The sequence below is a fragment of the Microvirga yunnanensis genome (genome assembly GCF_025460875.1).
In genome coordinates this window covers 1-21,653 of the sequence record NZ_JAMXFI010000139.1, presented here as the reverse complement: position 1 = coordinate 21,653, position 21,653 = coordinate 1, and the positions used below count along the sequence as shown (strand labels likewise).

The window sequence follows — 21,653 nt, the reverse complement described above, 5'->3', positions numbered from 1 at the left end:
GGTCGCGTCAGCGACCCGCTGGGTCCGCCTCATCCGATGCGCCGGTCAAGAGAGGGAGCCTCGGGTGAATCCCAAAAGTGGTGTCCACTTTTCACGTCCGAGGCTCTAGGGCTCGAAGCGGGAACAATGCCCGGCGACGGCCGGTTTCGAAGGAGGACGTTGGGGAGACGGACGGCATGCCGACGGTGTTCCTGGATTGTGACGGCGTGCTGGCCGATTTCGACAAGGGCGCGGCCCGGATCTTCGGCATGCCGCCGGGCGAGTACGAACGCCGGTTCGGACTGAGGCGCTTCTGGTCGGACCTTGCCGCGACACCGGATTTCTTCGACACCCTCGAGCCTCTTCCCGACGCCATGGAGCTGTTCGATGCGGTCCGCCACCTCGACCCGGTGATCCTGACCGGATTGCCGCGCGGGAACTGGGCCGAGCCGCAGAAGCGGCGCTGGGCCGAGCGACACTTTCCGCGAACCAAGGTGATCACCACCACGGCCGCCCTGAAGCGCGAACATTGCCATCCTGGCGATGCGCTGGTCGACGACCGGGAGAAGTACCGTCATCTCTGGGAAGGAGCAGGCGGCCTCTTCATCCACCATCGGAATGCGGCGGCCTCGATCAGGCTGCTGCGGGAGCACGGCTTCCTCTGAGCGCTCAGGCCGAGGCCATCTTCCCCTCGAGGCCGGCCTTCACCGCCGGCCACTCCTCCTGGAGGATGCTGTAGACCGCGGTATCGCGGATATGGCCGTCGGGCATGATCATGTGCCGGCGCAGGATCCCGTCGAGCTTGGCGCCGAGGCGTTCGATGGCGGCGCGGGACTGGTCGTTGCGGGCATGGGTGCGGATCTCGACCGCAAGACAGCCCAGCACCTCGAACGCATGCCTCAGCATGAGGAACTTCGCATGGGTGTTGACGAAGGTCCGCTGCCAGGACCTGGCGATCCAGGTGGTTCCGATCTCGACCCGGTGGTTGACGGCATCGATGTTCATGTAGCGTGTCGAGCCGACAACCCGGCCGCTATCGTTCACCACCGTGGCGAACGGCAGGGCAAGGCCGGCCGCCTGAAGCTCCAGGGCCTTCTGCACATAGGCCTCGAAGCCCTCGGGCCGGGGCACGGTCGTGGTCCTCTTGTCCCAGAGTTCGCCGTCGGCGGCGGCCACGCCCAGAGCGGGCACGTCGGCGAGGCTCAAAGGGCGCAAGGTCAAACGGTCGGTGGAAAGGGTGACAGGCTCGATGTGCAGCATGGGGAAAGTGCCTTTGCGGTGTCCCGCCTTGTCCCCGATTCAGCGGCCGCTCGCAATGGTCAAGGCGCCATCAGGAGGCCTCTCCGCCTCCCGATGCGGTCATCCAGGGTTCGATCCCGCTCAGCTCAGCAGGTAGACGAGGCCCGGCAGGCTGACGGCGAGAGCGGCCAGAAGCCAGGCGCCGGCTGCGGATTCCCAAGCGACATTGCCCGTGGCGTTGCGAAGCCGCTGAGCGCAGGTCCCGGCCTCGATCGCATGGCCGCTCAGGCAGGAGCAAAGAGCGTAGTGAGCCTGACCATCCGATAGGGCGAAGTAGCGCATGGCGTCACCGAGCCGGTCGCTCGACAATCCGTCCGCGCGCAGCACGGGGTCCTCATAGGCCACCGAGAGCGGCGAGTTGTCCTCGCGGAGCAGCGCGCGCTCCGCCGGCGGCTTGTACTCGATTTCGCCAAGGGAGCTGAGGCGGCGCTTGGGATCCGCTTCAAGCAGATCGATCCACCGCTGGAGTCGTTCCTCGCGGGACAACGGTCTCGGCTGAACGTCGGCTACGCTACGGAGCTGATCAAGAGGCTTGTGTTCCATCGATCTCCTCCCTGCCCATCACTCAGACAGCCGAAAGGCTGACGAGACGCTCGATGCTGCGCGTCATGCGCGGCGAAAGTGCGACAGGGACGGAGAGCGAAGGAGGTATGGAGGCTACTCTTCAGGCGCCTCGACGATGGGGTCGTAACGGCTCGTGTCGAGCCCGAGCAGGTTGAAGCTCTGCTGCATGTGCGGGGGCAGCGGCGCCGTCACGTCGATGGGCTTTCCGGTCCGCGGATGCGCGATGACGATGCGGCGCGCCAGGAGATGCAGCTTGTTCTGGATGCCGCCGGGAAGCTCCCAGTTCTCGATGTCGAAATATTTCGGGTCACCGACGATCGGGTGCCCGATATGGGCCGTGTGGGCGCGCAGCTGGTGCGTGCGGCCCGTGACCGGCTTCAGCGACAGCCAAGCGAGCTTCTGCGCGGCCGTATCGACCACGGCGTAATAGGTCAGCGCATGGCTTGCACCCTCGTCCCCGTGCCGGGCGACGCGCATGCGGGAATCGCCCTCGTCGCCTTCCTTGGCGAGATAGGTCGAGACCCGCCCCTGGCGCACCCGGGGCACTCCGGCCACGAGCGCCCAATAGATCTTGCGGGTGGTGCGCGCACGGAAGGACTTCGCCATGGTGGACGCGGCAAAGCGCGTCTTGGCGATGACGAGGCAGCCGGCTGTGTCCTTGTCGAGACGATGCACCAGCCGCGGCTTCTGCCCGTCCTCGTCGGTCAGAGCGTCGAGCATCCCGTCCACATGCCGCTTGGTGCCCGAGCCGCCCTGGACCGCGAGCCCCATGGGCTTGTTGATGATGAGAACGTCCTTGTCCTCGTAGAGCGTGATCGACTTCAGGAAGTCGCGGTCGTCCTGGTCCTTGGCCGCGCTCCGGGAGACCGGCCGCGGCTGATCGAGCTTCAGGGGCGGCACGCGGACCTTCTGGCCGGCCACCAGACGCTCGTTCGGCTGCGCGCGCTTGCCGTCGATGCGCAGCTCCCCTTTCCGGACGATACGCTGGATATGGGTGAAGGCGAGCTGCGGGAACCGGGCGACCAGGAAACGGTCGACGCGCATGTCGGCCTCGTCCGGCTCGACCACGAGGGTCTGAACGCCGGTCGCCAGCACCTCCTGGGCGGCCGCCTTGGCCTGAGCCCGGGTCGGCCCGCGGGGAGCTTCCGTCGCACCGGGCGCCATCGGCTTGGAACGTGCGGCCGGATTCTCGCGCTGGGCCGATGGGGCGCGCGTCTTGGCAGGCGCCGATTTCGCCGTGCGCTGCTTCGCCGGAGCCGCCTTGCGGGCGGGCTTGTCCTCGCGCGAGCGAAAACCCTGCCGGGCACCCGAGCGCCCGCCGCGGGCGCCATTCTGTCCTGAACCGCTTTTTCTCATGGATCTGTGGGTACCAGAGCGCCGCGCGGGCGGCAATCGAGGTTTAGGCGGAGACCGCCCGGATCAACCCGAGACCGACGGCCAATCCCGCGATGGAGAGAATGACCGACGCGATGACATAGGTTGCCGCAATCCCGGCCTGCCCCCTTTCCCAGATCAGCACCGCATCGAGGGAAAAAGCCGAGAAGGTGGTGAAGCCGCCGAGGATCCCGGTGGTCAGGAACAAGCGGAGCGGCTGGCTCCAGTTCTCGCCGGCCTTGAAGGCGAGCCATCCGGCGAGGAGCCCCATGATGAATGAACCGACGACGTTGACCGTGAGCGTCCCCCAGGGAAAAGCCGTGCCGCAGTAGCGCGCGCACCCCAGGTTGACACCATGCCGGAGCGCGCCGCCGATCCCGGCACCGAGGAAGACGAGGAAGTAGGCCTTCATCAGCTATTCGCCATTCCCGCCGCGCCGCTCCTTCCGCAGCCTCTCCCACCACTCCAGCCGCTTCCGGATCTCCCGCTCGAAGCCGCGGTCCACCGGGTCGTAGAATTCCTGCCGCCCCAGCTTCTCGGGCCAGTAATCCTGGCCAGAGAAGGCATCCGGCTCGTCGTGATCGTAGGCGTAGCTCTCGCCGTAGCCGATCTGCTTCATGAGCTTGGTCGGAGCATTCAGAATGGTCTTGGGCGGCATGAGGGAGCCGTGCTCCTTCGCCACCCGGGTGGCGGCCTTGTAGGCGGTATAGAGCGCGTTCGATTTCGGCGCGGTGGCGAGATAGACGGCCGCCTGCGCGAGCGCCAGTTCCCCCTCCGGGGAGCCGAGGAAATCGAAGGCATCCTTGGCCGCGTTGGCGATGACCAGCGCCTGCGGATCGGCCATGCCGATATCCTCCACGGCGGCCCTCACCAGCCGGCGCGCGATGAAGAGCCGGTCCTCGCCTGCGTCGAGCATCCGGGTCAGGTAGTAGAGCGCCGCATCGGGGTCCGAGCCGCGGATGGTTTTGTGCAGGGCCGAGATGAGGTTGTAATGGCCCTCCTGGCCCTTGTCGTAGATCGGGGCGCGGCGCTGGATGATCTCCTGCAGCTGCTCCGCGTCGAAGACCTCGCCGGGCTTCGCCGAGCGCCAGACCTCCTCGGCGAGCGTCAGGACGGCCCGCCCGTCCCCGTCCGCCATCCGCACGAGGGACGCCCTCGCCTCGGCGTCGAGCGGCAGGCCTTTCCCCGTCACCTCCTCGGCCCGGGCCAGAATCTGCCCGATGGCCGTTTCGTCGAGAGACCTGAAGAGAAGCACGCGGGCGCGGGAGAGCAGCGCCGCATTCAGCTCGAAGGACGGGTTCTCGGTGGTCGCCCCCACGAGCGTGATGGTGCCGTCTTCCATCACCGGCAGGAAGGCGTCGAGCTGGGCCCGGTTGAAGCGGTGGATCTCGTCGACGAAGAGCAGCGTGCCCTTTCCGGTGGAGCGGCGATGGCGCGCCGCCTCGAAGACCTTCTTGAGGTCCGCCACGCCGGAAAAGATCGCCGAGATCTGCTCGAAATGAAGATCCGTCTCATGGGCGAGCAGCCGCGCCACGGTGGTCTTGCCGGTACCGGGCGGCCCCCAGAAGATGAGGGATCCCAGCGTCTTGGACGCGATGAGCCGGGTCAGGATGCCGTCGGGTCCGACCAGGTGATCCTGGCCCACCACCTCGGACAGCGTGGTCGGACGCATCCGGTCCGCCAGGGGACGGGGCGCATTCCGGTCCAGGCCGGCAGATGAGAACAGATCGCTCATGATGATGATGCAGAGCTCAAGCGGGCGTAGACGTCGGGGTCCAGCCGCACCATGAGTCTTTCAGGATTTTCCGGGGTTTGGAAGCCGAACGGCTCATAAAGCCTGTGGGCATCCCGCGTCACGAGCATCCAGCGCCGGAGAAGCTGCAGCTCGGGATGATCCATGATCGCCCGGATCAGGGCCTTGCCGGCGCCCTGCCCTCGGACAGAGGCGCAGACATAGACGTCGCAGAGATAGGCGAACGTGGCGCGATCGGTCACGACCCTGGCGAAGCCCCGGAGATCGCCTGCGGCGACATGGAGGCCGAAGCACAAGGAATTCTCGACGGACCGCTCGAAAATGTCCCGCGGCAATCCCTTCGCCCAGTAGCTCTCGGCCGATATCCAGCGATAGGCGGTCTCGACGTCCTGCCGCGTGAGGTCGTTCGAGATGGTCCAGGCGCTCACCGGCCGAGCACCGTCGTGAAGACGCGCCCGCCCCGGTTGACGGTGATCTCCCAATAACCGCCATTGCGGTTGATCAGGCGGTCGGCATCCTTCGTCGAGGCCAGGCGTTCGCCGTTGATGGCGACGATCTGGTCACCCTTCTCGAAGCCCACGCCGGCCGCGACGCTGCGATCCTCAAGATCCGCCACGACCACGCCATCGTCGGCGATCTCGATCTGAAGCTCGTCCGCGACGGCCGGCGACATGTTCACGAGGGTCGCGCCGGCGAACGGCGTGCGGGCCTTCCCGCGCACCGGTTCCCTGGGCGGGTTTTCGGGCGGCGGCATCAGCCTGACCTGGACGGTCGTCTGCTTGCCGCCCCGCAGAACGGTCAGCGGGGCCTGGCCCTGGGTGCCCTTGAGGGTGAAGCGGTAGCCGAAGGAATCCGGGTTGTCGACGGGCTGCCCGTCGACCAGCAGGATCGCGTCGCCGCGCTTGAGACCGGCCTCGGCGGCAGGTCCCTTGTCGTAGACGGCGGTCACCAGAACGCCTGTCGGGCGCTCGAGGCCCAGGCCATTGGCAATGTCGCCGTCCACCGGCTGGAGCCGCGCGCCGAGCCAGGGCCGCACCACGTTCTTCGCGCCGCCCTTGGCGGAGTTCAGCACCACCCGGACCATGCTCGACGGCACAGCGAAGCCGATGCCGATGCTGCCGCCCGACCGGGAATAGATCGCCGTGTTGATGCCGACGACCCGGCCGTTCATGTCGATGAGAGCGCCGCCCGAATTGCCCGGGTTGATGGCGGCATCCGTCTGGATGAAGAACTGGTAGTCGGAGATGCCGACCTGCGTGCGCGCCAGCGCCGACACGATCCCCTGCGTGACCGTTTGGCCGACACCGAAGGGGTTGCCGATGGCCAGCACGAGATCGCCGACCTGAAGGGCCTCGGAATCGCCGAGCTCGATGGCCTGAAGGTTCGTGGCGTCCTTGAGCTTGAGCACGGCGATGTCGGTGCGCGGATCGCGCAGCAGGATGTCGGCGGCGAATTCCCGCCGGTCCGCGAGGGCGACCTTCACCTCGTTCATGTTCTCGATCACATGGTTGTTGGTGATCACGAGCCCGGACGGATCGACGATGACCCCGGAGCCGAGGGAACTCTGGGACCGGCCACGCGGAACCCCCGGGGCATTGTCGCCGAAGAAGCGGCGGAAGTAGTCCTCCATGGCGGCGTTCTGCCGGCGCTCCGAGCGGCTGGCATAGACGTTCACGACGGACCCGGTCGTCTGCCGCACGACGGGCGCGAAGGAGAGCTGGACCTGAGCCTTGCTCTCGGGAGCCACCCGCTGCGTCTGAGCCTGCGCTCCCGCGACCCCGAGCGCGAGCAGAAGAGCGGTCAGTGACAGGCGAAAAGGCGAAGAGCGCATAGCGGGCGAATCCTTTGATCGGCGAGGTCATTCGATAGAGCATCGGACGGAAAAGTGGCCCCGGTTTTCGCTGGCGCGGCCCGCTGGGTCCGTCCTGACCGATGCTCTCATTCAAGAAGAAAGCATCGGATGGATCCCAAAAGTGCAAGTCCACTTTTGGGTCCGATGCTTTAGAGCGCGGAGCCTGAAATACCAAGTTCCGCAACGTCATGTCGACCGTTTCAAACAAAAAGGGCGGCCCGAAGACCGCCCTTGATGAAATCTCCGGAGCCGAGACTTACTCGGCTGCCTCGACGAGCTCGTTCTTCTGGGTCGGGCCCGAATCCTGGCCGCGCGCATCCACGTCGCGGTCCACGAACTCGATCACGGCCAGCGGAGCATTGTCGCCGTAGCGGAAGCCCGCCTTCAGGACGCGGGTGTAGCCGCCGTTGCGATCCTGGTAGCGCTTGCCCAGCACGTCGAACAGCTTCTTCACCATGGCCTCGTCGCGCAGCTTGGACTGGGCGAGGCGGCGGGCGTGAAGGTCGCCGCGCTTCCCGAGGGTGATGAGCTTCTCGACGACGGGACGCAGGTCCTTCGCCTTCGGCAGGGTCGTGACGATCTGCTCGTGCTTGATCAGCGCAGCCGCCATATTGGCGAACATGGCCTTGCGGTGTTCGGTCGTGCGGTTGAAGCGACGACCACGGAATCCGTGACGCATTGGCTTTCTCCTAGATTCTACGGCCGCCGTGCCAAGGAACGGACCGCCTCTCTTGATTGACCACCCTTAAGGTGGGGCAGATGAAGGAGCCGCCGCTCATGAAGGACGGCGGCTCCGACGAACTTAGTAGTGCTCTTCGAAGCGCTTCGCGAGGTCTTCGATGTTCTCCGGCGGCCAGCCCGGCACGTCCATGCCGAGGTGCAGGCCCATGCCGGCCAGAACTTCCTTGATCTCGTTGAGCGACTTGCGGCCGAAGTTCGGGGTACGGAGCATCTCCGCCTCGGACTTCTGGATCAGGTCGCCGATATAGACGATGTTGTCGTTCTTCAGGCAGTTCGCCGAACGGACCGACAGCTCGAGCTCGTCCACCTTCTTGAGGAGAGCCGGGTTGAACGGCAGCTGCGGCGCAGCGGCGGCGGCCTCTTCCTTGCGCGGCTCCTCGAAGTTGACGAAGACCTGGAGCTGGTCCTGCAGGATGCGGGCGGCATAGGCCACGGCATCCTCAGGGGTCACGGCGCCGTTGGTCTCGACCGTCATGATCAGCTTGTCGTAGTCGAGAATCTGCCCCTCACGGGTGTTCTCGATGCGATAGGAGACCTTCTTCACCGGGCTGTAGAGCGAGTCGACCGGGATGAGGCCGATCGGGGCGTCCTCGTTGCGGTTGCGCTCGGCCGGGACATAGCCCTTGCCGGTATCGACCGTGAACTCCATGCGGATCTCGGCGCCCTCGTCGAGCGTGCAGAGCACGAGCTCGGGATTCAGGATCTGCACGTCGCCGATGGTGTTGATGTCGCCGGCGGTGACGGCGCCAGGACCGGTCTTGCGGAGCGTCATGCGCTTCGCGCCCTCGCCCTGCATCTTGATGGCGATCGTCTTCACGTTGAGGACGATGTCGGTCACGTCCTCACGGACGCCCGGGATGGACGAGAACTCGTGCAGCACGCCGTCGATATGGATCGCCGTCACGGCCGCGCCCTGGAGCGACGACAGGAGGACCCGGCGCAGGGAGTTGCCGAGCGTCGTGCCGAAGCCGCGCTCGAGCGGCTCGGCCACGACCGTCGCAATGCGCTTCGGATCGTCACCGGGGGCGACTTCAAGCTTGTTCGGCTTAATCAGCTCTTGCCAGTTCTTTTGGATCACAACCACACCTCATGAGGTACGGCTTGAAGGGAGGCGTGCGGCCAGCCCTTTAAACCGGAACGCGCGTGGGCTTTGGACCCACGCGCCGGATAACCTTAGACGCGGCGACGCTTGCGCGGGCGGCAGCCGTTGTGCGGGATCGGCGTCACGTCACGGATCGACGTGACGGTGAAGCCGGCCGACTGGAGTGCGCGCAGGGCGGACTCGCGGCCGGAACCGGGACCCGACACCTCGACCTCGAGGGTGCGCATGCCGTGCTCGGCAGCCTTGCGGGCCGCATCTTCGGCGGCGATCTGCGCCGCGTACGGGGTCGACTTGCGCGAACCTTTGAACCCCATGGCGCCGGCCGAGGACCAGGAGATCGTGTTGCCCTGGGCGTCGGTGATGGTGATCATGGTGTTGTTGAACGAGGCGTTCACATGCGCCACGCCGGAGACGATGTTCTTGCGTTCGCGGCGGCGGACGCGGGTAGCTTCTTTAGCCATTCCAGAGATCCTTCAAGCGCGCCCGTCGTTCCAGGCGCTCGGGAGAAAAGGCCACCCGTGGCGGATGGCCGGAAAAACTTACTTCTTCTTGCCGGCGATCGGCTTCGCCTTGCCCTTGCGGGTGCGGGCGTTCGTGTGGGTGCGCTGGCCGCGGACCGGAAGGCTGCGGCGGTGGCGCAGGCCACGGTAGGCGGCGAGATCCATGAGGCGCTTGATGTTCATGGACACTTCGCGGCGCAGATCGCCTTCCACGATGTAGTCGCGGTCGATCGTCTCGCGGATGGCCAGAACTTCGGCGTCGGTCAGATGGTTCACGCGGCGCTCGGCCGGGATGTTGACCTTCTCGATGATCTCCTGGGCCTTCTTGGGCCCAATGCCGTGGATGTACTGAAGCGCGATCACAACGCGCTTGGCGGTCGGTATGTTGACGCCTGCGATACGGGCCATTGTCCGTCTCCATGTGGGAAGCAGATGCTTCGGGTTTTGGTTGTCGCGCGTCCGGTGGAGGCCGGCCCCTGCGCGGGTTACTTATGCAAAACACGGCAAACCAGAGCGGCCCCTCATGAAGCCCTCTGGATATGCAGGTTCTTGTGCAAGAGCTTGCCCCTAACGGAAATTAACCCGTTCGTCAAGCCATTGTGTTCAGCGCCCGATGATTCCCTTGACCGCCTCGGTCACCTCGTCGATCGGCCTCATGCCGTCCACGGTCTTGAGCATGCCCTTGCCCTCGTAATAGGCCGAAAGCGGGGCCGTCTGGGTCCGGTAGGCCTCGAGCCGGGTCTTGAACACGTCCGGATTGTCGTCCTTGCGGACCGGCTCGCCCCGTGCCTCGGTCTCCCGGGCGCGCTTGACGATCCGGTCGACGAGCTCAGCCTCGTTCACCTTGAACTCGATGACCGCGTCGAGCTTGAGGCCCTTGGCGGCCAGCATGGCGTCGAAGGCCTCGGCCTGGGCCACCGTCCTCGGGAAGCCGTCGAGGATGAAGCCGTTCCTGGCATCCGCCTCCTCGATCCGGTCGGCGATGATGCCGACGACGATCTCGTCCGACACGAGATCGCCGCGGTCCATGACGGCCTTGGCCTTCAGGCCGACCGGCGTGCCGGCCGCCACGGCTGCGCGGAGCATGTCCCCCGTCGAAAGCTGGGGAATACCCAGCCGATCGACCAGACGGACGGCCTGAGTGCCTTTTCCGGCCCCCGGCGGCCCCAGCAGAATCATCCTCATCGACGTCCCCCTGACTTCGTCGAATATGCTCGCCTGCAGGCGAGACGTTGAACCTTAGCGTCTCCGTGCGCCCTTGAGCTTCGCCTTCTTGACGAGGCCCTCGTACTGGTGGGCCAAGAGATGACCGTGCACCTGAGCGACGGTATCCATCGTAACAGACACGACGATCAGAAGCGAAGTGCCGCCAAAGTAGAATGGCAAAGCCGCGTAGGATACCAGCAGTTCGGGAATCAGGCAGATGATCACCAGGTAGGCCGCGCCCAGCACGGTGATGCGCGTCAGCACCTGGTCGATGAAGTCGGCGGTGCGCTCGCCCGGGCGGATGCCCGGAATGAAGCCGCCCTGCTTCTTCAGGTTGTCGGCCGTCTCGGTCGGATTGAACACGATCGCCGTATAGAAGAAGGCGAAGAACACGATCAGGGCCGCGTACAGGAACATGTAGGCAGGACGCCCGTGCCCGAGATACGCGGTCAGCATCGAGATGAAGCCGGTCCCGTCCGTGTTCGTCTGGAAGCTCGCGATGGTAGCCGGCAGCAGCAGCAGCGACGACGCGAAGATCGGCGGGATGACGCCCGAGGTGTTCAGCTTGAGCGGCAGGAACGAGGTCTGGCCCTCGTACATCCGGTTGCCTACCTGGCGCTTCGGATAGTTGATCAGCAGGCGGCGCTGGGCGCGCTCCATGAACACCACGAAGTAGATGATGGCGACCGCCATCACGATGACGCCGAGGATCAGGCCCGTCGAGATCGCGCCCTGGCGGCCAAGCTCGAGGGTCCCGGCGATCGCCGTCGGCAAGTTGGCCACGATGCCGGCGAAGATGATCAGAGACGTGCCGTTGCCGATGCCGCGCGACGTGATCTGCTCGCCCAGCCACATGAGGAACATGGTTCCGCCGGTCAGGGTGATCACGGTCGAGACGAGGAAGAAGGGCCCTGGCGACTGCACGATGGTGCCCGAGCTCTGCAGTCCGACGGCGATGCCCCAGGACTGGAACACGGCCAGGAACACGGTCAGATACCGGGTGTACTGATTCAGGATCTTGCGACCCGCCTCGCCTTCCTTCTTGAGCGCCTCGAGGGACGGCAGGACGGAGGTGAGGAGCTGGACGATGATCGAGGCCGAGATGTACGGCATGATGTTCAGGGCGAAGATCGCCATGCGCTCCACGGCGCCGCCCGAGAACATGTTGAAGAGGCCGAGCACGCCCCCGCTGGCGCCCTGGAAGCTCTGCCGGAGAGCCTCCGGGTCGATTCCGGGCAGCGGGATGTAGGTGCCGAGACGGTAGACGATGAGCGCGCCCAGCGTGAACCAGATGCGCTTCTTCAGCTCATCGGCCTTCGCGATGGCGCCGAAATTGATGTTTGCCGCGAGTTGCTCGGCTGCTGAGGCCATAGTGGTGTCCCCGAAATACCTGATACGTGACGGTCATCACGCAAACGGCGGCCACGCGATCAGACGCGGGCCGCCGCTTGGATCTTAGTCAATGTGGGCGCGGGCTCACGCCTGCGCAACGGCACCCAGGAGGGTGACCGAGCCACCAGCCTTCTCGATCGCTTCGACGGCCGACTTGGACGCGCCGTAGACCTGGAAGGAAAGCTTCGCCGTGAGTTCGCCGACGCCGAGGATCTTCACGCCGTCGCGCGGCTTGGACACCACGCCGGCCGCAACCAGCGTCTCGACCGTGACGGGAGCGCCCGTGTCGAGCTTGCCGGCCTCGATGGCCTGCTGAATGCGCCCGACATTGACCTCGTTCAGGTCGATGGCGTTCGGCTTGTTGAAGCCGCGCTTCGGCAGACGACGGTGCAGAGGCATCTGACCGCCTTCGAAGCCCTTGATCGCCACGCCGGTACGGGCCTTCTGGCCCTTCACGCCGCGGCCACCGGTCTTGCCCTTGCCCGAGCCGATACCACGGCCCACGCGCATGCGGTTCTTGGTGGAACCTTCGTTGTCACGAATTTCGTTGAGTTTCATGACGCTCTCCTCACTGCCCGTCGACAACGCGCACGAGGTGCTTGACCTTCTCGATCATGCCGCGCACAGCCGGCGTGTCTTCCAAGGTCGAGGTACGGTGAAGCTTGTTGAGCCTGAGGCCGATCAGCGTCTGGCGCTGCTTGGCCTCGCGGCGGATCGGCGAGCCGATCTGCTCAACGGTGACGGTCTTCCCAGCCGAAGCAGGATTCTTTGCCATGGTCAAAGCCTCCCTTACGCTTCAGCGCCAGCGACTTCGCTGGCATCCGCGTCGCGGCGGCGAGCCTGCAGCGTCGAGACCTTCAGGCCACGGCGCGCGGCGACCGAACGCGGGCTGTCCTCGTTCTTGAGCGCATCGAAGGTGGCGCGCACGAGGTTGTAGGGGTTCGACGAGCCGAGCGACTTGGCGACCACGTCCTGCATGCCCACCACTTCGAAGACGGCGCGCATGGGACCGCCCGCGATGATGCCGGTACCCTGGGGAGCGGCACGCAGCACAACCTTGCCGGCGCCATGGCGGCCGTTCACGTCGTGGTGGAGCGTGCGGCCCTCGCGCAGGGCGACGCGGATCATGGACCGCTTGGCGGCATCGGTCGCCTTGCGGATCGCCTCAGGCACCTCACGGGCCTTGCCGTGGCCGAAGCCGACGCGGCCCTTCTGGTCGCCGACGACGACGAGGGCCGCGAAGCCGAAGCGACGGCCGCCCTTCACGACTTTGGCGACGCGGTTGATGTGGACCAGGCGGTCCACGAATTCGCTGTCGCGCTCTTCGCGATCAGCACGTTCTCTGGGTTCTCTAGCCATGAGACCTCTCACTTGCGCGGGCGGCGGGCCCGCTCGCTAAGGATTGCTTGGATTATACCCGCCGTTAGAAATCCAGACCGCCCTCACGGGCAGCGTCGGCGAGAGCCTTGACGCGGCCGTGATAGAGGTAGCCCGAGCGGTCGAAGATGACCTGCTTCACGCCGGCCTGAACCGCGCGCTCGGCAACGAGCTTGCCCACTTCCTTCGCCGCGTCCACCGTGGCGCCGGTCTTGAGCTTGCCCTTCACGTCAGCCTCGAGAGTCGAAGCCGAGGCGACCGTATGGCCGCGCACGTCGTCGATAACCTGGGCGTAGATCTGCTTCGACGAACGGAAGACCGACAAACGCGGACGGCCATTCGCTGCCTTCTTGATCGCACGGCGCACACGAGCCTTGCGGCGATCTTCAGCGCCTTTCTTCTCAGCCATGATACGTCGTCCTTACTTCTTCTTGCCTTCCTTGCGGAAGATGAACTCGTCGGAGTACTTGACGCCCTTGCCCTTGTAGGGCTCCGGACCGCGGTATTCGCGGATCTCGGCGGCGGTCTGGCCGACGACCTGCTTGTCGATGCCGGCCACGACGACTTCCGTGGGACGCGGCGTCGTGATCGTCACGCCGGCCGGGATCGCGTAGTCGATATCGTGGCTGTAGCCCAGCGACAGCTTCAGCACCTTGCCGGCAACGGCGGCCTTGTAGCCGACGCCGTTGATCTCGAGGCGCTTCTCGAAGCCCTTCGACACGCCTTCGACCAGGTTCGCCACCTGGGCGCGGGACATGCCCCACTTCGCACGGGCCGTCTTGGACTCGTCGCGCGGGTTCACCGACACGGCGCCGTTCTCAAGAACAACCGACACTTCTTCGGGAACGAGGAACGAGAGTTCGCCCTTCGCGCCCTTAACCTTCACCATCTGACCGTCAACGGTAGCCGTCACACCTGACGGAACCGTAACGGACTTCTTGCCTACTCGGGACATTTTCGAATCTCCGTGGTTCTGTGCGGGTGCTTCGGTCTTAGAAGACCTTGCAGAGCACTTCGCCGCCCACGTTCTTCTCACGGGCCTCGTGATCGGCCATCACGCCCTGGGGCGTCGAGAGAATGGTGATGCCCAGTCCGTCGGCCACGCGAGGCATGGTGTCGACGGAGGCATACACGCGGCGGCCGGGCTTGGAGACACGCTCGATGGAGCGGATCACCGGCTGACCGTCATAATACTTGAGCTCGATCGAGAACTCCGTCCGGCCGTTGCCGAACTCGGTCTGCGAGTAGTCCCGGATGTAGCCCTCGGACTTGAGAACCTCGAGGACGCGAGCGCGGAGCTTCGAGCCAGGGGTGGAGACGGACCCGCGACGGCGCATCTGCGCGTTGCGGATACGGGTGAGCATATCGCCCAACGGATCGTTGATCATATGATGCCCTCCCCCTTACCAGCTCGACTTCACCAGGCCCGGGATCAGGCCCTTGTTGCCCAGTTCGCGCAGAGCGATGCGCGACATGCCGAGCTTGCGGTAGTAGGCGCGCGGGCGGCCCGTGATCTCGCAGCGATTGCGGATGCGGGTCTTGCTCGCGTTGCGCGGCAGCTCAGCCAGCTTGAGGCGCGCCTCGAAGCGCTCCTCCATGGACTTCGACTCGTCGTTGGCGACCGCCAGGAGGCGCTCGCGGCGGCCGGCGAACTTCTTCACCAGCTCACGACGATGCTTGTTCTTCTCAATAGCGCTTTTCTTAGCCATGCTTTTATCTCCAGTGTCCGCGTTTGAGGACAGCTATCCTCACTGCCGGAACGGGAAGTTGAAGTGACGCAGCAGGGCGCGGGCTTCTTCGTCGGTCTTCGCCGTGGTGGTGATGACGACGTCCATGCCCCAAACCTGCTCGACCCTGTCGTAATTGATCTCAGGGAACACCAGGTGCTCCTTGATACCCATTGCGTAGTTGCCGCGGCCGTCGAACGACTTGGGGTTCAGGCCCCGGAAGTCGCGGACGCGCGGGAGAGCGATGGTCACGAGACGGTCAAGGAACTCGTACATGCGAACCTTGCGCAGCGTGACCTTGGCGCCGATCGGCATGTTCTCGCGGACCTTGAACTGCGAGATCGCCTTGCGGGCCTTCGTGATCACCGGCTTCTGGCCGGCGATGAGAGCGAGGTCAGCCGCAGCGACCGAAGCCTTCTTCGAGTCGGCGGTCGACTCGCCAACACCCATGTTGAGCACGATCTTCTCGATCGTCGGCACTTCCATGGGGTTCTTGTAGCCGAATTCTTCAATGAGCTTCGGACGCACCACTTCCTCGTAGTGCTTCTTCAGCCGCGGCGTGTAGCCGTCCACCTGAGCCTTAGCCATCGATCAGGTCCCCCGAACGCTTGGCGAAACGAACCTTGCGGCCGTCTTCGAGAACTTTGAAACCAACCCGGGTCGGCTTGCCGTCCTTCGGGTCCGCGTAGGCCAGGTTCGACAGGTGGATGCTCGCCTCTTTCGAGATGATGCCACCCTCGGCGTTCGCCGTCTGGCGCTGGTGACGCTTCACGAGGTTGACGCCGCGGACGACCGCGCGCTCTTCCTTCGGGAGCATCTGTACGACTTCACCGGTCTTGCCCTTGTCGCGACCGGTCAGGACGACGACCTTATCGCCCTTCTTGATCTTCGCGGCCATTAGAGCACCTCCGGCGCAAGCGAAATGATCTTCATGTGATTCTTGGCACGCAGTTCACGCGGAACGGGGCCGAAGATACGGGTGCCGACCGGCTCCTTCTGATTGTTGATCAGAACGGCGGCGTTGCGGTCGAAGCGGATGACCGAGCCGTCAGCGCGGCGGATGTCCTTCGCGGTGCGAACGACGACTGCCTTCATGACATCGCCCTTCTTCACGCGACCGCGCGGAATAGCCTCTTTCACGGATACGACGATGATATCGCCCACGGAAGCGTACTTACGCTTCGAACCGCCGAGAACCTTGATGCACATCACGCGACGGGCGCCGGAGTTATCGGCGACGTCAAGATTCGTCTGCATCTGGATCATGGCTTTGATCCTTTCCTTTGTTTCAGACAGGTTTCCGGGCCAAGGCAGGATTGCCCCCCGGACTACGCCTGACGGGGATCTCTTGTCCCCTGCCCTTCAAATGTCGAGAGAGGCGGCCGTATACACGAGCCGCCCCCGTTTGACAACCCCTCGAGAAGGCTTTGTTAAGCCTTCGCTTGGTCGACGAGCACCCAGGTCTTGAGTTTGGAGAGCGGCTTGGTCTCTTCGATGAAGACCGTGTCGCCCACCTTGGCTGTGTTGTTCTCGTCATGAGCATGGTAGTTCTTCGTCTTACGCACGGTCTTCTTCATGACCGGGTGCGTGAAACGGCGTTCCACCTTCACAACGACCGTCTTGTCCTGCTTGTCGCTGACAACGACGCCCTGCAAAACGCGCTTCGGCATCTTGATCCCCTTTAAACCTTCGCGGCAGCGGCCTTCTGGCGCTGCAGCGTCTTGACGCGGGCGATGTCCCGACGGACTTCGCGGACACGTCCGGTGTTCTCGAGCTGGCCGGTGGCGCGCTGGAAGCCGAGGTTGAACTGCTCCTTCTTCAGGTTCAGCAGCTCGTCCGTCAGCTGGTCCTGCGACATCGCGTTGAGGTCGGAGGCTCTCTGCTTAGACTTCATGATCCCCTCCTTACTCGGCAATGCGCTGGATGAAGCGCGTCTTGATCGGGAGCTTCGCGGCGCCGAGGCGAAGGGCCTCGCGGGCGATATCCTCCGGCACGCCGTCGATCTCGAACATGATACGGCCAGGCTTCACCTTGGCCGCCCAGTACTCGGGAGCGCCCTTACCCTTACCCATACGCACTTCGGTCGGCTTCGTCGAAACCGGCACGTCCGGGAAGATGCGGATCCACACCCGGCCCGCGCGCTTCATGGCGCGGGTGATGGCGCGGCGAGCCGCCTCGATCTGACGAGCGTTGACGCGCTCGGGCTCCATCGCCTTCAGGCCGAACTGGCCGAAGTTGAGGTCCGTGCCGCCCTTCGCGGTGCCGGAAATGCGGCCCTTGAACTGCTTACGGAACTTGGTTTTCTTCGGTTGCAACATGGCAAACCTCTCCTGACCTCTCGGTTACGCCGCCTGCTCGCGGCGGCCACCGGAGCGGCCTCCTTCGTCGTTCATCCGCTTGTCCTGGGCCATCGGATCGTGCTCAAGGATTTCGCCCTTGAAGATCCAGACCTTGATGCCGCAGGTGCCATAGGTCGTGAAGGCCGTGGACGTTCCATAATCCACATCCGCACGCAGGGTGTGCAGCGGAACGCGGCCTTCGCGGTACCATTCGAGGCGGGCGATTTCAGCGCCACCCAGACGGCCCGAGCAGTTGATACGGATGCCCTCGGCGCCCAGACGCATGGCCGACTGAACGGCACGCTTCATGGCGCGGCGGAAAGCGACACGGCGCTCGAGCTGCTGGGCGATCGAGTCGGCCACCAGCGTGGCGTCGACTTCCGGCTTGCGGACCTCGACGATGTTGATCGCCACGTCGGCGTCGGTCATCTTCGAGACGAGCTTGCGCAGCTTCTCGATGTCGGCACCCTTCTTGCCGATCACCACGCCCGGGCGACCCGAGTGGATGGTGACGCGGCACTTCTTGTGCGGACGTTCGATGACGATCTTCGAAACGGCGGCCTGCTTCAGCTGCTTCATGAGAGCTTCGCGGATCGCCATGTCCTCATGCATCAGCTTGGCGTACTCGCCCTTGCCGGCGAACCAGCGCGAGTCCCAGGTCCGGTTGATGCCGAGCCGAAGACCGATCGGGTTAACTTTCTGACCCATCTGGTTCTCCTTTATGCCTGTTCGGCAACTTCCCGAACCACGATCGTGAGGTTCGAGAACGGCTTCATGATACGAGCACCCCGGCCACGGGCCCGGGCGTGGAAGCGCTTCATGACCAGTGCCTTGCCGACATAAGCCTGGCTGACGACGAGATCGTCCACATCCAGGTTGTGGTTGTTCTCGGCATTGGCAATGGCGCTCTCGAGGCACTTCTTCACGTCGCGAGCGATGCGCTTGCGCGAGAACTCGAGATCGGCGAGAGCTGCAGAAACCTTCTTGCCGCGGATAAGGGCCGCAACAAGGTTGAGCTTCTGGGGGCTGACGCGCAGCATGCGAGCGACGGCTTGAGCCTCGGTGTCGCTCAGTGCGCGAGGAGTCGCGGCCTTACCCATCTTACTTCCTCTTCGCCTTCTTGTCCGCCGCATGGCCGTGGAAAGTGCGGGTCGGCGAGAACTCGCCGAACTTGTGACCCACCATTTCCTCGTTCACGGAGACGGGAATGTGCTTCTGACCGTTGTAGACCCCGAAGGTGAGGCCCACGAACTGCGGGAGGATCGTGGAGCGGCGGCTCCAGATCTTGATAACCTCGTTGCGGCCCGAGGAACGGGCAGCCTCGGCCTTCTTGAGGAGGTAGCCGTCGACGAACGGACCCTTCCAAAGCGAACGTGCCATGACGTGCCTCTATCCTTACTTCTTCCGAGCGTGACGGCTCGACACGATGAACTTGTCGGTCCGCTTGTTCGAACGGGTTTTCTTGCCCTTGGTTGGTACGCCCCACGGGGACACCGGATGGCGACCACCGGACGTGCGGCCCTCACCACCACCGTGCGGGTGGTCGATCGGGTTCATGGCGACGCCGCGGTTGTGCGGACGCTTGCCGAGCCAGCGGTTACGACCAGCCTTACCGATCGAGGTGTTCATGTGGTCCGGGTTCGACACCGCGCCGACGCTGGCGAAGCACTGGCCATGGACCAGCCGCTGCTCGCCGGAGCTCAGGCGGATCGTCACGTAGCCCTGGTCACGGCCCACAATCTGAGCGTAGGTGCCGGCCGAGCGGGCGAGTGCCGCGCCCTTGCCGATCTTGAGCTCCACGTTGTGGATGATCGTTCCCACCGGCATGTTGCCGATCGGCATCGCGTTGCCCGGCTTGATGTCGACCTGCTCGCCGGCCGCCACCTGATCGCCGACAGCAAGACGCTGCGGGGCCAGGATGTACGACTGCTCGCCGTCGGCGTAGCGGATCAGCGCGATGAAGGCGGTGCGGTTCGGATCGTACTCGATCCGCTCCACGGTCGCCGCATCGCCCAGACGGGCGCGACGCTTGAAGTCGACCAGGCGCAGGGTGCGCTTGTGTCCACCGCCACGGAAGCGGACGGTCACGCGACCCAGGTTGTTACGGCCGCCGGAGGAGCTCTTGCCCTCCGTCAGCTTCTTGACCGGCTTGCCCTTGTAGAGCTCGCTGCGGTCGACGATCACCAGCTGGCGCAGGCCGGGGGTGATTGGTTTGAAAGTCTTCAAAGCCATCGGATCACTCTCTCGTCCGATCAGAGGCCGGTGGTGACGTCGATGGTCTGGCCCTCGGCGAGGGTCACAACCGCCTTCTTCACATCCGACCGCTGGCCGCGGGTGCCGCGGAACATCTTCACTTTGCCTTTGGTGATGAGCGTGTTGACGCTCTTCACCTTGACATCGAACAGCTTCTCAACCGCTTCCTTGATCTGCGGCTTCGTCGCATCCAGCCGCACCTTGAAGACGACCTTGTTCTGTTCGGACAGGGTCGTGGCCTTCTCGGTGATGACCGGGCTTACGATCACATCGTAATGGCGCGGGTCCAGGCTCATTTGAAACGCGCCTCCAGCGCATCGACAGCCGACTTCGTGAGAACGAGCTTCTCGCGACGCAGGATGTCATAGACGTTGATGCCCTGCACCGGCAGGACGTCGATGTTCGGGATGTTGCGAGCAGCCCGCTGGAAGTTCGTCTCGATCTCGGCGCCGCCGATGATCAGCGCGTTGCCGAGGCCGAGCTTGCCGAAGCGCTCGACGAGAGCCTTCGTCTTCGGCTCGGCGAGCTTCACATCGTCGATCACGACGAGCGAGGCGTCCTTGGCCTTGGACGAGAGCGCGTGCTTCAGGGCAAGCGCGCGGACCTTCTTGGGCAGGTCATGCGCATGGCTGCGGACCTGCGGGCCGAAGGCACGACCGCCACCCCGGAACTGGGGAGCGCTCGCGGCGCCGTGACGGGCGCTGCCGGTGCCCTTCTGCTTGTAGACCTTCTTAGTCGTCCGGTCGATGTCCGAACGATTCTTGACGGCGTGCGTGCCGGCCTGGCGCTTGGCGAGCTGCCAGCGGACGCAACGGGCGAGCAGGTCGGCGCGCGGCTCGAGACCGAAAATGGCCTCGTTCAGGTCGACCGATCCGGCGCTCGCGCCTTCGAGCGTGGTGACATCAAGCTTCATCACGCATTCTCCTCTTGGGCCTGCTCAGCCTGAGCGGCGGGCGCAGCCTCGTTGCCGGTGCGGAATGCGCCGGGCATCGGCACTTCCTTCGGCAGCTTGCGCTTCACCGCGTCGCGGACGAAGATCCAGCCGCCGGCGACGCCCGGTACGGCGCCCTCGACGAGGATCAGACCGCGCTCGACGTCGGTCGACACGACACGCAGGTTCTGCGTGGTGACGCGCTCGACACCCAGGTGACCCGGCATCTTCTTGTTCTTGAACGTCTTGCCCGGATCCTGGCGTCCGCCGGTCGAACCGATCGACCGGTGGGAGACCGACACGCCGTGCGTGGCGCGCAATCCGCCGAAGTTCCAGCGCTTCATGCCGCCGGCGAAGCCCTTACCTGTGGTGATGCCCGTGACGTCCACGAACTGACCGGCAATGAAGTGATCGGCGGTGATCTCGGCGCCGACCGGGATGACAGCATCCTCGGAGACGCGGAACTCCGCGAGCTTGCGCTTCGGCTCGACCTGGGCGACGGCGAAACTGCCGCGCTCGGCCTTGGAAACGTTCTTGACCTTGGCCTTGCCGACGCCGACCTGCAGCGCGGTGTAGCCGTTCTTCTCCTTGGTCCGGTGGGCGACGACCTGGCAGCTGTCGACCTTCAGAACCGTGACCGGGACATGTTCGCCGGCATCCGTGAAGATGCGGGTCATCCCGACTTTCTGTGCAATGACGCCTGAGCGCATGTGCGTATCCTCTCGGCGTGTCTACCGAAGGCTCCAAGCCGTAAGGCTCAGAGCTTGATTTCCACGTCCACACCAGCAGCGAGATCGAGCTTCATCAGAGCGTCAACCGTCTGCGGGGTGGGGTCCACGATATCGAGCACACGCTTGTGAGTGCGCATCTCGAACTGCTCGCGCGACTTCTTGTCGATGTGCGGCGAGCGAAGCACCGTAAAGCGCTCGATGCGCGTCGGCAGCGGGATGGGCCCGCGAACCTGAGCGCCGGTCCGCTTCGCGGTCGACACGATTTCCCGTGTCGAAGCGTCGAGGATCCTGTGGTCGAACGCCTTAAGGCGAATACGAATGTTTTGACCGTTCATGGCTTATCCATTCAACAAGGGAAGCGGCCGGACCGAAACCCGGCCGCTGTCCTTTGATCCTCTAAAATCAATCCATCACGGCGGCGACGACGCCGGCGCCGACGGTACGGCCGCCTTCGCGGATGGCGAAGCGCAGCTTCTCTTCCATGGCGATCGGAGCGATCAGCTCCACTTCCATGGTGATGTTGTCGCCCGGCA

36 protein-coding genes are annotated in these 21,653 nt (G+C 64.7%); 1 reads left to right on the top strand and 35 read right to left on the bottom strand.

The window, feature by feature from the left end:
- Positions 1-176: 176 nt before the first annotated feature.
- Positions 177-644: a 5' nucleotidase, NT5C type gene (locus NF876_RS37475; protein WP_262273019.1), complete on the top strand. Its 468-nt coding sequence runs from the start codon at positions 177-179 to the stop codon at positions 642-644.
- A gap of 4 nt (positions 645-648) precedes the next feature.
- On the opposite strand, the gene NF876_RS37470 is transcribed toward NF876_RS37475, so the two are convergent.
- The 35 genes from NF876_RS37470 to NF876_RS37300 form a co-directional block, all read right to left on the bottom strand.
- A complete protein-coding gene (locus NF876_RS37470) occupies positions 649-1,239 on the bottom strand; it encodes a GNAT family N-acetyltransferase (protein ID WP_262273018.1) in 591 nt (196 codons plus the stop codon).
- Between the two features lie 120 nt (positions 1,240-1,359).
- Complete coding sequence (locus NF876_RS37465) at positions 1,360-1,821, bottom strand: hypothetical protein (RefSeq protein WP_262273017.1); 462 nt, start codon at positions 1,819-1,821, stop codon at positions 1,360-1,362.
- A gap of 114 nt (positions 1,822-1,935) precedes the next feature.
- The gene (locus NF876_RS37460; RefSeq protein ID WP_262273016.1) at positions 1,936-3,198 is read right to left on the bottom strand and encodes an RluA family pseudouridine synthase; all 1,263 of its coding nucleotides are present in this window, start codon (positions 3,196-3,198) and stop codon (positions 1,936-1,938) included.
- Positions 3,199-3,241: 43 nt separating this feature from the next.
- Positions 3,242-3,628, bottom strand: coding sequence for a fluoride efflux transporter CrcB (crcB, locus tag NF876_RS37455; protein ID WP_262273015.1), 387 nt, complete (start codon positions 3,626-3,628; stop codon positions 3,242-3,244).
- 3 nt (positions 3,629-3,631) lie between these two features.
- Positions 3,632-4,951, bottom strand: coding sequence for a replication-associated recombination protein A (locus tag NF876_RS37450; protein WP_262273014.1), 1,320 nt, complete (start codon positions 4,949-4,951; stop codon positions 3,632-3,634).
- A complete protein-coding gene (locus tag NF876_RS37445) occupies positions 4,948-5,397 on the bottom strand; it encodes a GNAT family N-acetyltransferase (RefSeq protein WP_262273013.1) in 450 nt (149 codons plus the stop codon). The genes NF876_RS37450 and NF876_RS37445 overlap by 4 nt, the downstream gene beginning before the upstream one ends.
- The gene (locus NF876_RS37440; RefSeq protein WP_262273012.1) at positions 5,394-6,800 is read right to left on the bottom strand and encodes a Do family serine endopeptidase; all 1,407 of its coding nucleotides are present in this window, start codon (positions 6,798-6,800) and stop codon (positions 5,394-5,396) included. Before NF876_RS37440 ends, NF876_RS37445 begins: the two co-directional genes overlap by 4 nt.
- Before the next feature lie 277 nt (positions 6,801-7,077).
- Entirely contained in the window at positions 7,078-7,500 is a 423-nt protein-coding gene (gene rplQ / locus NF876_RS37435) for a 50S ribosomal protein L17 (RefSeq protein ID WP_262273011.1), read from the bottom strand.
- A 123-nt stretch (positions 7,501-7,623) separates the two neighbouring features.
- Entirely contained in the window at positions 7,624-8,646 is a 1,023-nt protein-coding gene (locus NF876_RS37430; protein ID WP_262273010.1) for a DNA-directed RNA polymerase subunit alpha, read from the bottom strand.
- Between the two features lie 89 nt (positions 8,647-8,735).
- On the bottom strand, positions 8,736-9,125 hold the full coding sequence (gene rpsK / locus NF876_RS37425; protein WP_009764323.1) for a 30S ribosomal protein S11: 390 nt from the start codon (positions 9,123-9,125) through the stop codon (positions 8,736-8,738).
- 78 nt (positions 9,126-9,203) lie between these two features.
- Positions 9,204-9,572: a 30S ribosomal protein S13 gene (rpsM, locus tag NF876_RS37420; RefSeq protein ID WP_262273009.1), complete on the bottom strand. Its 369-nt coding sequence runs from the start codon at positions 9,570-9,572 to the stop codon at positions 9,204-9,206.
- A 195-nt stretch (positions 9,573-9,767) separates the two neighbouring features.
- Complete coding sequence (locus NF876_RS37415) at positions 9,768-10,349, bottom strand: adenylate kinase (protein WP_262273008.1); 582 nt, start codon at positions 10,347-10,349, stop codon at positions 9,768-9,770.
- 54 nt (positions 10,350-10,403) lie between these two features.
- Positions 10,404-11,741, bottom strand: a complete 1,338-nt coding sequence (secY, locus tag NF876_RS37410; RefSeq protein WP_262273007.1) for a preprotein translocase subunit SecY — start codon at positions 11,739-11,741, stop codon at positions 10,404-10,406.
- Positions 11,742-11,846: 105 nt separating this feature from the next.
- Positions 11,847-12,320: a 50S ribosomal protein L15 gene (rplO, locus tag NF876_RS37405; protein ID WP_173945691.1), complete on the bottom strand. Its 474-nt coding sequence runs from the start codon at positions 12,318-12,320 to the stop codon at positions 11,847-11,849.
- A gap of 10 nt (positions 12,321-12,330) precedes the next feature.
- Entirely contained in the window at positions 12,331-12,537 is a 207-nt protein-coding gene (gene rpmD, locus NF876_RS37400) for a 50S ribosomal protein L30 (protein ID WP_173945692.1), read from the bottom strand.
- A gap of 14 nt (positions 12,538-12,551) precedes the next feature.
- Positions 12,552-13,121, bottom strand: coding sequence for a 30S ribosomal protein S5 (gene rpsE, locus NF876_RS37395; protein WP_173945693.1), 570 nt, complete (start codon positions 13,119-13,121; stop codon positions 12,552-12,554).
- Between the two features lie 64 nt (positions 13,122-13,185).
- Positions 13,186-13,548, bottom strand: a complete 363-nt coding sequence (gene rplR / locus NF876_RS37390) for a 50S ribosomal protein L18 (protein WP_099511402.1) — start codon at positions 13,546-13,548, stop codon at positions 13,186-13,188.
- A gap of 12 nt (positions 13,549-13,560) precedes the next feature.
- Positions 13,561-14,094 carry a 50S ribosomal protein L6 gene (gene rplF, locus NF876_RS37385; RefSeq protein ID WP_262273006.1) on the bottom strand — a complete coding sequence of 178 codons (534 nt, stop codon included), beginning with the start codon at positions 14,092-14,094 and terminating at the stop codon, positions 13,561-13,563.
- A 37-nt stretch (positions 14,095-14,131) separates the two neighbouring features.
- A complete protein-coding gene (rpsH, locus tag NF876_RS37380) occupies positions 14,132-14,527 on the bottom strand; it encodes a 30S ribosomal protein S8 (protein WP_173945696.1) in 396 nt (131 codons plus the stop codon).
- A 15-nt stretch (positions 14,528-14,542) separates the two neighbouring features.
- Positions 14,543-14,848 carry a 30S ribosomal protein S14 gene (gene rpsN, locus NF876_RS37375; protein ID WP_036358373.1) on the bottom strand — a complete coding sequence of 102 codons (306 nt, stop codon included), beginning with the start codon at positions 14,846-14,848 and terminating at the stop codon, positions 14,543-14,545.
- Between the two features lie 39 nt (positions 14,849-14,887).
- Positions 14,888-15,454 (bottom strand): 50S ribosomal protein L5, encoded by a 567-nt coding sequence (rplE, locus tag NF876_RS37370; RefSeq protein ID WP_173945697.1) that lies wholly within the window; start codon positions 15,452-15,454, stop codon positions 14,888-14,890.
- Positions 15,447-15,764, bottom strand: a complete 318-nt coding sequence (rplX, locus tag NF876_RS37365) for a 50S ribosomal protein L24 (RefSeq protein ID WP_173945698.1) — start codon at positions 15,762-15,764, stop codon at positions 15,447-15,449. The genes rplE and rplX overlap by 8 nt, the downstream gene beginning before the upstream one ends.
- A complete protein-coding gene (gene rplN / locus NF876_RS37360) occupies positions 15,764-16,132 on the bottom strand; it encodes a 50S ribosomal protein L14 (RefSeq protein WP_009764309.1) in 369 nt (122 codons plus the stop codon). Before rplN ends, rplX begins: the two co-directional genes overlap by 1 nt.
- Positions 16,133-16,296: 164 nt before the next feature.
- Positions 16,297-16,536 (bottom strand): 30S ribosomal protein S17, encoded by a 240-nt coding sequence (rpsQ, locus tag NF876_RS37355; protein WP_099511396.1) that lies wholly within the window; start codon positions 16,534-16,536, stop codon positions 16,297-16,299.
- A gap of 11 nt (positions 16,537-16,547) precedes the next feature.
- Positions 16,548-16,760, bottom strand: coding sequence for a 50S ribosomal protein L29 (gene rpmC, locus NF876_RS37350; protein ID WP_262273005.1), 213 nt, complete (start codon positions 16,758-16,760; stop codon positions 16,548-16,550).
- 10 nt (positions 16,761-16,770) lie between these two features.
- Positions 16,771-17,184, bottom strand: a complete 414-nt coding sequence (gene rplP / locus NF876_RS37345; protein WP_009764306.1) for a 50S ribosomal protein L16 — start codon at positions 17,182-17,184, stop codon at positions 16,771-16,773.
- A 24-nt stretch (positions 17,185-17,208) separates the two neighbouring features.
- Positions 17,209-17,913, bottom strand: a complete 705-nt coding sequence (gene rpsC / locus NF876_RS37340) for a 30S ribosomal protein S3 (RefSeq protein ID WP_036358354.1) — start codon at positions 17,911-17,913, stop codon at positions 17,209-17,211.
- A gap of 11 nt (positions 17,914-17,924) precedes the next feature.
- A complete protein-coding gene (rplV, locus tag NF876_RS37335) occupies positions 17,925-18,305 on the bottom strand; it encodes a 50S ribosomal protein L22 (protein WP_009764304.1) in 381 nt (126 codons plus the stop codon).
- Position 18,306: 1 nt separating this feature from the next.
- On the bottom strand, positions 18,307-18,585 hold the full coding sequence (gene rpsS / locus NF876_RS37330) for a 30S ribosomal protein S19 (RefSeq protein ID WP_009764303.1): 279 nt from the start codon (positions 18,583-18,585) through the stop codon (positions 18,307-18,309).
- Positions 18,586-18,600: 15 nt separating this feature from the next.
- Positions 18,601-19,437, bottom strand: a complete 837-nt coding sequence (gene rplB, locus NF876_RS37325) for a 50S ribosomal protein L2 (protein WP_262273004.1) — start codon at positions 19,435-19,437, stop codon at positions 18,601-18,603.
- Between the two features lie 20 nt (positions 19,438-19,457).
- Positions 19,458-19,754 (bottom strand): 50S ribosomal protein L23, encoded by a 297-nt coding sequence (locus NF876_RS37320; RefSeq protein WP_262273003.1) that lies wholly within the window; start codon positions 19,752-19,754, stop codon positions 19,458-19,460.
- The gene (gene rplD / locus NF876_RS37315) at positions 19,751-20,371 is read right to left on the bottom strand and encodes a 50S ribosomal protein L4 (RefSeq protein ID WP_262273002.1); all 621 of its coding nucleotides are present in this window, start codon (positions 20,369-20,371) and stop codon (positions 19,751-19,753) included. Before rplD ends, NF876_RS37320 begins: the two co-directional genes overlap by 4 nt.
- Entirely contained in the window at positions 20,371-21,099 is a 729-nt protein-coding gene (gene rplC / locus NF876_RS37310) for a 50S ribosomal protein L3 (protein ID WP_262273001.1), read from the bottom strand. The genes rplD and rplC overlap by 1 nt, the downstream gene beginning before the upstream one ends.
- Before the next feature lie 47 nt (positions 21,100-21,146).
- Positions 21,147-21,455: a 30S ribosomal protein S10 gene (rpsJ, locus tag NF876_RS37305; protein WP_009764298.1), complete on the bottom strand. Its 309-nt coding sequence runs from the start codon at positions 21,453-21,455 to the stop codon at positions 21,147-21,149.
- Between the two features lie 67 nt (positions 21,456-21,522).
- On the bottom strand, positions 21,523-21,653 hold a 131-nt coding region (locus tag NF876_RS37300; RefSeq protein ID WP_507237402.1), incomplete at its 5' end, for an EF-Tu C-terminal domain-related protein.

Bases quoted from the DNA above. Each gene is read 5' to 3' on its own strand.
- rplF (WP_262273006.1), bottom strand. From the start codon at position 14,094: ATGTCCCGAGTAGGCAAGAAGTCCGTTACGGTTCCGTCAGGTGTGACG.
- rplP (WP_009764306.1), bottom strand. From the start codon at position 17,184: ATGTTGCAACCGAAGAAAACCAAGTTCCGTAAGCAGTTCAAGGGCCGC.
- rpsK (WP_009764323.1), bottom strand. From the start codon at position 9,125: ATGGCTAAAGAAGCTACCCGCGTCCGCCGCCGCGAACGCAAGAACATC.
- NF876_RS37450 (WP_262273014.1), bottom strand. From the start codon at position 4,951: ATGAGCGATCTGTTCTCATCTGCCGGCCTGGACCGGAATGCGCCCCGT.
- rplC (WP_262273001.1), bottom strand. From the start codon at position 21,099: ATGCGCTCAGGCGTCATTGCACAGAAAGTCGGGATGACCCGCATCTTC.
- rpsQ (WP_099511396.1), bottom strand. From the start codon at position 16,536: ATGCCGAAGCGCGTTTTGCAGGGCGTCGTTGTCAGCGACAAGCAGGAC.
- rplE (WP_173945697.1), bottom strand. From the start codon at position 15,454: ATGGCTAAGGCTCAGGTGGACGGCTACACGCCGCGGCTGAAGAAGCAC.
- crcB (WP_262273015.1), bottom strand. From the start codon at position 3,628: ATGAAGGCCTACTTCCTCGTCTTCCTCGGTGCCGGGATCGGCGGCGCG.
- NF876_RS37465 (WP_262273017.1), bottom strand. From the start codon at position 1,821: ATGGAACACAAGCCTCTTGATCAGCTCCGTAGCGTAGCCGACGTTCAG.
- rplV (WP_009764304.1), bottom strand. From the start codon at position 18,305: ATGGGTAAGGCCGCGACTCCTCGCGCACTGAGCGACACCGAGGCTCAA.
- rpsS (WP_009764303.1), bottom strand. From the start codon at position 18,585: ATGGCACGTTCGCTTTGGAAGGGTCCGTTCGTCGACGGCTACCTCCTC.
- rpmD (WP_173945692.1), bottom strand. From the start codon at position 12,537: ATGGCAAAGAATCCTGCTTCGGCTGGGAAGACCGTCACCGTTGAGCAG.
- rplB (WP_262273004.1), bottom strand. From the start codon at position 19,437: ATGGCTTTGAAGACTTTCAAACCAATCACCCCCGGCCTGCGCCAGCTG.
- rpsH (WP_173945696.1), bottom strand. From the start codon at position 14,527: ATGATCAACGATCCGTTGGGCGATATGCTCACCCGTATCCGCAACGCG.
- rplD (WP_262273002.1), bottom strand. From the start codon at position 20,371: ATGAAGCTTGATGTCACCACGCTCGAAGGCGCGAGCGCCGGATCGGTC.
- rpsC (WP_036358354.1), bottom strand. From the start codon at position 17,913: ATGGGTCAGAAAGTTAACCCGATCGGTCTTCGGCTCGGCATCAACCGG.
- rplQ (WP_262273011.1), bottom strand. From the start codon at position 7,500: ATGCGTCACGGATTCCGTGGTCGTCGCTTCAACCGCACGACCGAACAC.
- rplO (WP_173945691.1), bottom strand. From the start codon at position 12,320: ATGAAACTCAACGAAATTCGTGACAACGAAGGTTCCACCAAGAACCGC.
- NF876_RS37460 (WP_262273016.1), bottom strand. From the start codon at position 3,198: ATGAGAAAAAGCGGTTCAGGACAGAATGGCGCCCGCGGCGGGCGCTCG.
- NF876_RS37415 (WP_262273008.1), bottom strand. From the start codon at position 10,349: ATGAGGATGATTCTGCTGGGGCCGCCGGGGGCCGGAAAAGGCACTCAG.
- NF876_RS37470 (WP_262273018.1), bottom strand. From the start codon at position 1,239: ATGCTGCACATCGAGCCTGTCACCCTTTCCACCGACCGTTTGACCTTG.
- secY (WP_262273007.1), bottom strand. From the start codon at position 11,741: ATGGCCTCAGCAGCCGAGCAACTCGCGGCAAACATCAATTTCGGCGCC.
- rpsM (WP_262273009.1), bottom strand. From the start codon at position 9,572: ATGGCCCGTATCGCAGGCGTCAACATACCGACCGCCAAGCGCGTTGTG.
- rplN (WP_009764309.1), bottom strand. From the start codon at position 16,132: ATGATCCAGATGCAGACGAATCTTGACGTCGCCGATAACTCCGGCGCC.
- rpmC (WP_262273005.1), bottom strand. From the start codon at position 16,760: ATGAAGTCTAAGCAGAGAGCCTCCGACCTCAACGCGATGTCGCAGGAC.
- rpsE (WP_173945693.1), bottom strand. From the start codon at position 13,121: ATGGCTAGAGAACCCAGAGAACGTGCTGATCGCGAAGAGCGCGACAGC.
- NF876_RS37475 (WP_262273019.1), top strand. From the start codon at position 177: ATGCCGACGGTGTTCCTGGATTGTGACGGCGTGCTGGCCGATTTCGAC.
- NF876_RS37320 (WP_262273003.1), bottom strand. From the start codon at position 19,754: ATGAGCCTGGACCCGCGCCATTACGATGTGATCGTAAGCCCGGTCATC.
- rpsJ (WP_009764298.1), bottom strand. From the start codon at position 21,455: ATGAACGGTCAAAACATTCGTATTCGCCTTAAGGCGTTCGACCACAGG.
- rpsN (WP_036358373.1), bottom strand. From the start codon at position 14,848: ATGGCTAAGAAAAGCGCTATTGAGAAGAACAAGCATCGTCGTGAGCTG.
- rplX (WP_173945698.1), bottom strand. From the start codon at position 15,764: ATGGCCGCGAAGATCAAGAAGGGCGATAAGGTCGTCGTCCTGACCGGT.
- rplR (WP_099511402.1), bottom strand. From the start codon at position 13,548: ATGGCTGAGAAGAAAGGCGCTGAAGATCGCCGCAAGGCTCGTGTGCGC.
- NF876_RS37440 (WP_262273012.1), bottom strand. From the start codon at position 6,800: ATGCGCTCTTCGCCTTTTCGCCTGTCACTGACCGCTCTTCTGCTCGCG.